General features: G+C 69.0%; 2 protein-coding genes. Both read left to right on the forward strand.

The features are described from left to right. Positions 1-273, forward strand: a 273-nt coding sequence (locus VFM98_RS09605) for a PPA1309 family protein (RefSeq protein WP_325109701.1), incomplete at its 5' end; no start/stop codon positions are given. Between the two features lie 16 nt (positions 274-289). Next, the coding region (locus VFM98_RS09610) for a UPF0182 family protein (RefSeq protein ID WP_325109702.1) at positions 290-2,066 on the forward strand (1,777 nt) is incomplete at its 3' end.

Consider the following 2,066-nt stretch of genomic DNA (forward strand, 5'->3'; position numbering starts at 1 on the left):
GCGGAGGTGTTCGGCTGCGCCGCGGTCGTCGAGCGGGTGGTGCTGCCGTCCCAGGCCGAGCAGTCGGTGCCCTCGGAGCCGGAGGCGGCCGAGCGGTTCGCCGCCGGCCACCCGGATCGGCAGGAGGTCCGGATCGTGGCCGCCGCCACCCGTGACGGGTCGACGTACTGCGCGCTGCGGCTGCGCGCCCGCGACGAGCCCACGTCCGTCGTGGAAAGCCCCGACCTGGTCCCTGGTCTCCTAGAGTTGTTGCGCAGCACGCTCGAACAGTGAGGACGGGAACGCGCAGGTGAGCGGATTCTTCGAAGGCGACGACCCGCCGGCACGGGCGCGCAGACCCGGCATTGCGGCGTCGCGCCGCCCGCGAGTGCTGATCGGCACCGCGGTGGTGCTGGTGCTCGCGTTCTTCCTGCTCTCGGTCTTCGACGGGATCTGGACCGACAGGCTGTGGTTCGCATCGATCGGCTACCCGCAGGTGTTCTCCACGGTGCTGACCACGCGGGTGCTGCTGTTCGTGGTCTTCGGGATCCTGATGGGCGCGTTCGTCGCGCTCAACGTCGCGCTGGCCTACCGGTACCGTCCGCTGTTCCGGCCGGCGTCCAGCGAGCAGGCCAGCCTGGACAGGTACCGCAGCGTGATCCTGCCGCTGCGCCGCTGGCTGCTGATCGGGATCGGGCTGCTGGTGGGCATCTTCGCGGGGGCGTCCGGCGCCAGCCAGTGGCGGCAGTTCCTGCTGTGGCGCCACCAAGTGCCGTTCGGCAAGACCGACCCGTTCTTCGGCAAGGACATCGGGTTCTTCGTATTCACGCTGCCGTGGCTGCACTACCTGGTGAACTTCGGGATGGCCGCGACCTTCGTCGCGCTGATCGCTTCGGCGGTGGTGCACTACCTGTTCGGCGGGATCCGGCTGCAGGTCAAGCGGGACAAGCTCTCCGGGGCCGCGCAGGCGCAGATCTCAGCGCTGCTGGGGCTGTTCGTGCTGTTCAAGAGCGCCGACTACTGGCTCGACCGGTACGACCTGGACACCGCCCACGGCAGCCGGTTCACCGGCATGGGCTACACCGACTACCACGCCGTACTCCCGTCGAAGAACATCCTGACGTTCATCGCGCTGATCTGCGCGGTGCTGTTCTTCGCCAACGTCTTCCGCCGCACGTGGATGCTGCCGTCGGTGGGCCTGGCGCTGCTGGTGCTCTCGGCGATCCTGCTCGGCGTGCTCTGGCCCGGCGTGGTCCAGCAGTTCCAGGTCTCCCCGTCCGAGCCGGACAAGGAGGCGCCCTACATCGCGCGCAACATCGAGGCCACCAGAGCGGCCTTCGACATCGACGACGCCGAGCTGACGCCGTACGACGCCAACGTCTCGCTGAGCGCCGACCAGCTGCGCGCGGACGCCGAGTCCATCCCGGGTATCCGGCTGATCGACCCGTCGGTCGTCTCGGACACCTTCGAGCAGCTGCAGCAGGTGCGCGGCTACTACAGCGTGCCCAACGTGCTCGACGTCGACCGTTACCCGATCAACGGCGAGGTGCGCGACCTGGTGGTCGCGCCGCGCGAGATCGACCAGAGCGGCCTGCCGGCCGAGCAGCGCAACTGGGCCAACCTGCACACCGTCTACACCCACGGCTTCGGCATGGTCGCTGCCTTCGGCAACCAGCGCGATGCCGAGGGCGAGGTCTCGCCCAACGACGGCGAGCCGGAGTGGGCGGAGCAGGACATCCCGCCCCGGGGCCAGCTGACCGACCTCAACGTGGGTTACCAGCCGCCGTTCTACTTCGGCGAGCAGAGCCCGCAGTACTCCATCGTCGGCAAGGTGGAGGGAGAGCGAGACGTCGAGCTCGACATCCCCGAGGGCGAGGGGCCGGGCGGCCAGCCGCAGACCAACACCTACGACGGGGCCTCCGGCGTCCCGGTCGGCGGGATCTTCAACAAGCTGCTGTACGCCATCAAGTTCAGCGAGCCCAACATCGTGCTCTCGAGCCGGGTGAACGAGAACTCCAAGATCCTCTACGACCGGCAGCCGCGCACGCGCGTGCAGAAGGTCGCGCCGTGGCTCACCGTCGACGGCG

This window comes from Ramlibacter sp., assembly GCF_035706265.1.
Lineage (GTDB): Bacteria > Pseudomonadota > Gammaproteobacteria > Burkholderiales > Burkholderiaceae_C > Ramlibacter.